Origin of the sequence: Longimicrobium sp. (assembly GCF_036280135.1) — a bacterium.
In the GTDB taxonomy this organism is placed as follows: domain Bacteria; phylum Gemmatimonadota; class Gemmatimonadetes; order Longimicrobiales; family Longimicrobiaceae; genus Longimicrobium.
Window position 1 is genome coordinate 1 of record NZ_DASURI010000386.1, and the last position, 6,487, is coordinate 6,487.

Genomic DNA, 6,487 nt, shown 5'->3' on the forward strand with positions numbered 1-6,487 from the left:
ACGCGCTGGGGCTGGAGGACTGGATCCTGTGGCATCCCAACAGCAACTACAGCCAGGTCGCCGGTGCCTTTGCCCGCGAGACGCGTCCCCGGGCCGCCCACGCCACGCTCCCCGCGAGCCTGACGGCCACGGTGGATCGGCTGGACGCGGAGGGCGCCGCCGCCGAGCGCGAGCGCCTGTCCGTCGCGAAGTAGCTCCGCTCATCGACAGATTCCAAGCGCCTCCGGCCCTCCCGGCCGGGGGCGCTTCGCGTGCCGAGCAAAATGCTTGTCCGCCCCCGCCATCCCGCCACACATTCCAGAACGTCGCCAGACGAAGCTCCGCCCGTAGTTGTCCCGCTATTCCCTATTCCCTATTCCCTATTCCCTATTCCCTATTCCCTATTCCCTGCCGTCCACGTGACCGACCGCCCCCACGACGCTGCCCTCCCGCACCTCGCCCTGCTCCTGCGCGGCGCCGCGGACGGGCTGCGCGCCGCGGGCGGGCCGGACTGGGCGATGTGCGCCACGCTGGCCCTCCGCCACGGCCTGGGTCCCCTGCTCTATCACTGCGGACCGCGGATAGCAGAGGAGTGGCCCATGCCGCCGGAGGTGGAGCGCGAGCTGCGCACGTCGTACATGGGCGCCACGCTGGAGAACCGCGCGTGGCTGGCCGAGGCGGGCCGCGCGATCGGGCGGATGGCGGCGGCGGGCGTCCCCGTGGCCGCGCTCAAGGGCCTGCACCTGGCCGCCGCCGTCTACGACGAGCCCGCGCTCCGCAAGCTGGGCGACGTGGACCTGCTCGTCCCCGCCGAGCAGCTGCAGGCGGCACGGGCGGCGCTCATCGACGACGGCTACACCCCCGACGGCCCGGACGACCCGACCATCCACCACGTCGCGCCGATGTCAAAGCCGCGCGCGGCGCCCATCGAGCTGCACTGGGAGCTGTGCCCGGAGTCCAACCCGTTCCGCATGGACGTGGCGCCGCTCTGGGAGCGCATGGTGCCCATCACCGTGGCCGGGCAGCCGGCGCTGGGCCTGAGCCCGGAGGACCTGCTGCTGCACCTGTGCGTGCACGGGACGTTCAACCATCGCTGGGTGCTCCCCCTGCGCAACGTCTTCGACATCGTGATGGTGGTGGAGCGCAACGCAGCCGACCTCCGCTGGGACCTGCTGGTGGAGACCGCCCACGCGACGAGAACGGAGCGCGCCGTCTTCTGTGGACTGGCGCTGGCACGGGAGACGTTCGGCGTGGAGGTGCCCGGCGGGCTGCTGGACCGCCTGGTCCCCGCGCGGGAGGGCGCCGCGGCCGTGCGCATCGCGCGGGAGAACGTGCTGGGCCACGAGTCCGCCGGGCCGGAGTGGATGGACGCGGCCGTGGGCCAGCCCACGCTGACGGGGCGGATGCGCGGACTGCTGGGCCGTGTGTTCGCGCCACCGGAGCGGCTGCTGGAGACGAGCGGCCGACGCGTGGGATTGGGGCGGCTGGCGTGGGTCTACCTCACCCGTCCGGCGGTGCTCCTGCTGCGCCACCGCGGCCGAATCGCGGGCCTGTTGAAGGGCGGACCCGCGGAACGCGCCCAGCTTCGCGCGGCCCGCTCCTCTGCGGCCCTGGGTGCGTGGGTAACGAGTCGCGACACCTGACTCCGCACGAGACCTGGATCATCGACACGAGCGCCTCCGGCAGACGGCCGGAGGCGCTCGCTGCTTCACCTTTCTACGCGCACCGGATGCGCCAGGCACGGCCCAACTCGCTCCCTCTGCGCCAGGTGCGGCAAAACATGCTTGCGCCCGCTTCCAACCCCTTGCAGATTTTCTGAAGTTCAGACATCCTGAAGGAGCATCGCATGGCGAAGCCGGAAAGCATCAAGGTGGGCAAGCGGGGCGCGATCGTTCTTCCCGCGGCACTCCGCCGGCAGTACGGCATCGAAGAGGGTGCCACCATCATCGCCCAGCCAACCGAGGAGGGCATCTTGCTCAAGCCAGCCGTGGTCCTGGCCTACGAGCGCTACACGCGCGAACGACAGGCCGAGTTCCTGCTCAACAACGCCATCGGCCCCGACGAGTATCGCCGGGCGCTCGACGAGGTGCGCGGCATGGGCCTGGACCCGGACCGTGTTCCCCACGAACGGCCGGGCGGCTAAGGCGCGGGCGTGCACGTCCTGTTTCTCGACGCCAACGTGCTCTTCTCGGCCGCGTACCAGCCCGAGACGCGCCTGCGCGAGTTCTGGACGCTGCCCGCCACGGAGCTGGTGACGTCCGAGTACGCGTGGGAAGAGGCGGAGCGTAACCTGCCCCGGCTGGAGCAGCGCCAGCGGCTGTACGCGCTGGGCCCCGGCGTGCGGCTGGTGAGCGAGCGCGGGCCGGTGCCCCTGCCGCCGGACGTCATCCTCCCGGAAAAGGACCGGCCCATCCTGTCCGCCGCGCTGCAGTGCGGGGCCACGCACCTCATCACGGGGGACGCGACGCACTTCGGCGTGTGGTACGGCAGGCGCATCGGCCGGCTGCTGGTGCTGCGCCCGGGCGCGTACCTCGCCTCGCGCGATCCCGCCGATCCGCCGCCCCCGCGTCCGGCGCTCGTCCCCCTCTGACGCCGCGCCCCGGAACGACAAAGGGGAGCCGCCGTGGCTCCCCTTCGTCTCCGATCCATTCCGTCGTGCGCCGCGGGCAGCGATCAGCCCGCGTCCAGTCCCGTTTCCGCGGCAACCAGGTCCTCCAGCGTCTCGCGGCGCCGGACGAGCGTGGCCTCGGCGCCGTCCACCATCACCTCCGCGGGGCGGGGGCGCTGGTTGTACTGGCTGGACATGCTGAAGCCGTACGCGCCCACCGTCATGATGGACAGCAGCTCGCCCGGCTTGGGCAGCTCCATCTCCCGGTCCAGCGCCAAAAAGTCGCCCGTCTCGCAGATGGGGCCCACGACGTCCACGCGCGCCCGGTCGCGGCCGGGCTGCTCCACGGGCTCCACGGCGTGCCAGCCGGAGTAGTGGCTGGGGCGGATGAGGTCGTTCATCCCCGCGTCGGTGATGACGAAGCGCTTTCCGCCGCCCTCCTTCACGTACAGCACGCGGGTGAGCAGCGCCCCCGCCTCGCCCACGAGGAACCGGCCGGGCTCGACCACCAGCTTGAGCCCCGTCTCCGCCACGGCGGGCACGATCTCCGCGGCCCACTCGGCCGCCGTGATCCGCTTTTCGCCCTCGTAGCTGATCCCCAGCCCGCCGCCCAGGTCCAGGAACTCCAGGTCCACGTCCTCGCGCTTGAGGTCGTGCGCCAGGTCCAGCACGTACGCCAGCGCGTCACGAAACGGCGCCACGTCCAGGATCTGCGAGCCGATGTGCACGTCGATGCCCCGCACGCGAATGCCCGGCATCTTGGCCGCGATGGAGTACAGCGTGCGCGCCCGCGCCGCCGCGATGCCGAACTTGGTGGCCGCGTGGCCCGTGCGCGTGTACGCGTGGGGCGTGGGCGTGTCGATGTCGGGGTTCACGCGCAGGGCCACGGGCGCGCGCAGCCCCATGGCGCACGCCAGCTCCGAAAGCGAGCACAGCTCCCCCTCGGACTCCACGTTGAAGGCGTAGATGCCGGCCGAGAGCGCCGCCGCCAGCTCGTGCACCGTCTTGCCCACTCCGCTAAAGACGATGCGCTCGCCGGGAATGCCGGCCAGCTGCGCCCGGTGCAGCTCCCCCGCGCTCACGATGTCGGCGCCGGCGCCCAGCTCGGCCAGGTTGCGCAGCACGCCCAGGTTGCCGTTGGCCTTGACCGAGTACGCAATCAGGTGCGGCACGGGCGCCAGCGCCTCGTGCAGCTCGCGAAAGCGCTCGCGAATGGCGCTCTTGCTGTACACGTACAGGGGCGTGCCCCAGCGCGCCACCAGCTCCGTGAGCGGCACGTCCTCGCAGTGCATCACGCCGTCCACGCGGGAAAACGCCTCCGCCACGCCCGCGACCATCGATTCCTCCAACCCACCCTCCGTGACGTTCGGGACCGTTCCACCGTCTGTCGGCGCACGTTCCGAGCCGCGCGGCGCCTGATGCGTGCGGCCGACCTTTCGCAGTCTACCACCCGCGGCACGCGCCCGGAAGCCCCGGCCCGGCCGTCCCTCGCATCCCGGAGGATCCGCATGCGACCGATCCGCCCGACCCACCTCCCCGCCCTGCTGCTGGCCGTCACGGCCACCCTGCCGCTCTCCGCGCAGGTCGGCGGGCTGCGCACCAACGCACGCGCGCAGGCGACGGCGCCCGCCACGGCCAGCATCGTCCTGCAGCCCGCGCACCTGCGGTCGCTGCAGGGGCGGCTGGATGCCTTTGCGGCGACGCTTCCCGCGGAAGAGCTGGCCCTGTGGGAGGGGATGCTGATGCGCGCGGCCTCGGCGCAGTCCGGCGCGGGCGAGGTGCACGTGACGCCGGTGCTGCGGATTGGCCCCGGCGGCGGCTGCGACGACGCGCAGGGGGCGGACGATGCACCCAGCCGCATCGCCATCATCGTGCAGGGCGGGCGAACCGCGTCCGGCGGCATCATCGTCCAGGGTGGGCGCACGCCGTCGTCGAGGAGCGGGATCATCGTGCAGGGCGGCCGCGCCGCCGACGCGCCGCGCCCCACACCCGCGGGCACCGTGGCCATCGGCCCCAAGCAGGACGATCCCGCGCCGCCGCAGAGCCTGGGCAGGCGCCTGGCCGCGCTCGGGCAAACGCTGTCGCCGGAGGAGCGCGGCGCGCTGGAGTGGCTGCTGACCCGTGCGGCCGCGGCGCCGCAGGGCATGCCCGGTGGCCTGCCGCCCGGCCCGTGCCAGTGCGTGTCGCTACGGCAGGCGCTGGGCATCGACGCGCTGGCCATCGGGCCCAAGCAGGACGACCCCGCGCCGCCTCCGCCCGCGCAGCGCTGGATCCTGCGCTACTGAGCTTCGCGCACGACGGTACGAAGATACGGGGTACGAAGGTCGGGGTACGAGGGTACGTCGACGCGTACCCTCGCACCCCGTTTGTTCACCGCCGATCGCATCAGCGCACGGCTTCGTATCGCACGATGATGGGCACGCCGTCCGGCGAGGCTTCGACCGTGTAGTACACGCCCGGCGCGCCGAACGCCAGCGGCCACGCCGGGACCGTGTCGGTACGCACCGCGCCCGTCGCGGGCGAAATCCGCAGCACCTCGACCCCGTCCAGCGCCGGCCTGGGCTGCACGGGGCGAATCCACACCTCCCCGTCGGGATCCATGATCAGGTCGCGGATGAGCAGCGGCGCTGTCGGCTCCGGGAGGCTGCCTTGGCCACCAGCCATCCGCGCCGCCCTGCGCTCCTCTTCGGAGATGGGCGGCGGCTCGCGATCGGGGAGCGGGATGGAGATCGTGTCCGTCGCCCCCGTCTCGCGGTCCACGCGCACCAGCCACGGCGACGTGCCGTCCGAGAGCACGATGCATCGCCCCCCCACGTCCCACCGCGGCCGCGCATGCTCGCTGGTCAGGGCCGACGAAACGGCCGGCAGTGCGATCCGCACCACATCGCGAGGCTTCTCGCCACGCGTGGCCTGGACCTGGAAAGCACTCTGCACGGCCCCAGCCATCGGATCATACCCGCCAGTCGTGAAAAACACCTCGCCCGCCACGTGTGCAATGCGTGACTGCATGGGTGAGGTACCGCGCACCCGGTCATAGCTCCACGTGGACAGCAAGGTCCCGTCCAGGCGAAAACGACTGACGCGTTCGCCATCGAATACCGCCAGCGTGTCCCCTTGGGTTGCGACCCACCGCTGGGAGCCGCCGTGGCTGGTGGGCATCACAAATCGATCGAACTCACCCGGTCCACGTCCCGGTCGGCCGATCGTCCCCGTGGACCGGAGCGAATCAGTCAGCACGCGCACGATCCCCGCAGCGCCATCCAGCACGAACACACGACCGCCGCCGACTGCGACCCCCGCCGGGAACGAGAACAGCGTGTCCGTTTCCTTGCCTCCGAACGAGGCCGTCCGCTCAAATCCATCTCGGCCCAAAGACCATTCTGCGGTGCTAGGGGGGCATGCCTCCGTCGGAAAAGTGCTCCTCATCCCCACCTGCTCGCTCCCGCTTCCACACGCTGTAAGCGCAAGAGCTGTGCAGGAAGCGGCAAACCAATGAGAATTCCTCATCGGGTGATCACATTTGTGGGACGGGGACTTTCTCGCACACTGGGCCTAAAACCAATGTGCTGCCCTTCCAAACTGTAGTACAGGCCGTTGAGCCCGCGAAACAGGTGATCCACTCGTGGCCCTCAAAAATCCGAGTGCTGCAGCCGCCGATCTGCGCCGCGGCGGGAGCCGCGATCAGGATGAGAGCTGCCACCGCCGCGCCGATCTGTCGTGTCTTCCGTGTCATGATCTTCATCCAATGATTAATGGAGTACGCTCCCTAGGCACATATTAACAAATCAGTCCGGCTCAACGAAAGACCTGAAAAGGCAAAGCGAGCCGCCCCGGGAGTACGGGACGGCTCGCGATGGTGCTACCAGTTTACGTCAGTACGCCTTGGCCCAGATCGCCTCG

At 70.9% G+C, this 6,487-nt stretch carries 7 protein-coding genes; 5 read left to right on the top strand and 2 right to left on the bottom strand.

Going from position 1 to position 6,487, the window contains the following annotated elements:
* The 4 genes from VFZ20_RS12060 to VFZ20_RS12075 all read left to right on the top strand — a co-directional run.
* A partial coding sequence (locus tag VFZ20_RS12060; protein ID WP_329684132.1) for a hypothetical protein occupies positions 1 to 194 on the top strand: 194 nt, incomplete at its 5' end.
* A gap of 204 nt (positions 195 to 398) precedes the next feature.
* The gene (locus tag VFZ20_RS12065) at positions 399 to 1,622 is read left to right on the top strand and encodes a nucleotidyltransferase family protein (protein WP_329684133.1); all 1,224 of its coding nucleotides are present in this window, start codon (positions 399 to 401) and stop codon (positions 1,620 to 1,622) included.
* A 203-nt stretch (positions 1,623 to 1,825) separates the two neighbouring features.
* Complete coding sequence (locus VFZ20_RS12070) at positions 1,826 to 2,122, top strand: AbrB/MazE/SpoVT family DNA-binding domain-containing protein (RefSeq protein WP_329684134.1); 297 nt, start codon at positions 1,826 to 1,828, stop codon at positions 2,120 to 2,122.
* 9 nt (positions 2,123 to 2,131) lie between these two features.
* Positions 2,132 to 2,569 (top strand): hypothetical protein, encoded by a 438-nt coding sequence (locus VFZ20_RS12075; protein ID WP_329684135.1) that lies wholly within the window; start codon positions 2,132 to 2,134, stop codon positions 2,567 to 2,569.
* Between the two features lie 83 nt (positions 2,570 to 2,652).
* On the opposite strand, the gene lysA is transcribed toward VFZ20_RS12075, so the two are convergent.
* Complete coding sequence (lysA, locus tag VFZ20_RS12080) at positions 2,653 to 3,936, bottom strand: diaminopimelate decarboxylase (protein ID WP_329684136.1); 1,284 nt, start codon at positions 3,934 to 3,936, stop codon at positions 2,653 to 2,655.
* A gap of 159 nt (positions 3,937 to 4,095) precedes the next feature.
* Between lysA and VFZ20_RS12085 the strand changes: the two genes are divergently transcribed.
* Positions 4,096 to 4,872 (top strand): hypothetical protein, encoded by a 777-nt coding sequence (locus tag VFZ20_RS12085; protein WP_329684137.1) that lies wholly within the window; start codon positions 4,096 to 4,098, stop codon positions 4,870 to 4,872.
* Between the two features lie 100 nt (positions 4,873 to 4,972).
* On the opposite strand, the gene VFZ20_RS12090 is transcribed toward VFZ20_RS12085, so the two are convergent.
* Entirely contained in the window at positions 4,973 to 5,860 is an 888-nt protein-coding gene (locus VFZ20_RS12090) for a hypothetical protein (protein WP_329684138.1), read from the bottom strand.
* Between the last annotated feature and the right edge of the window lie 627 nt (positions 5,861 to 6,487).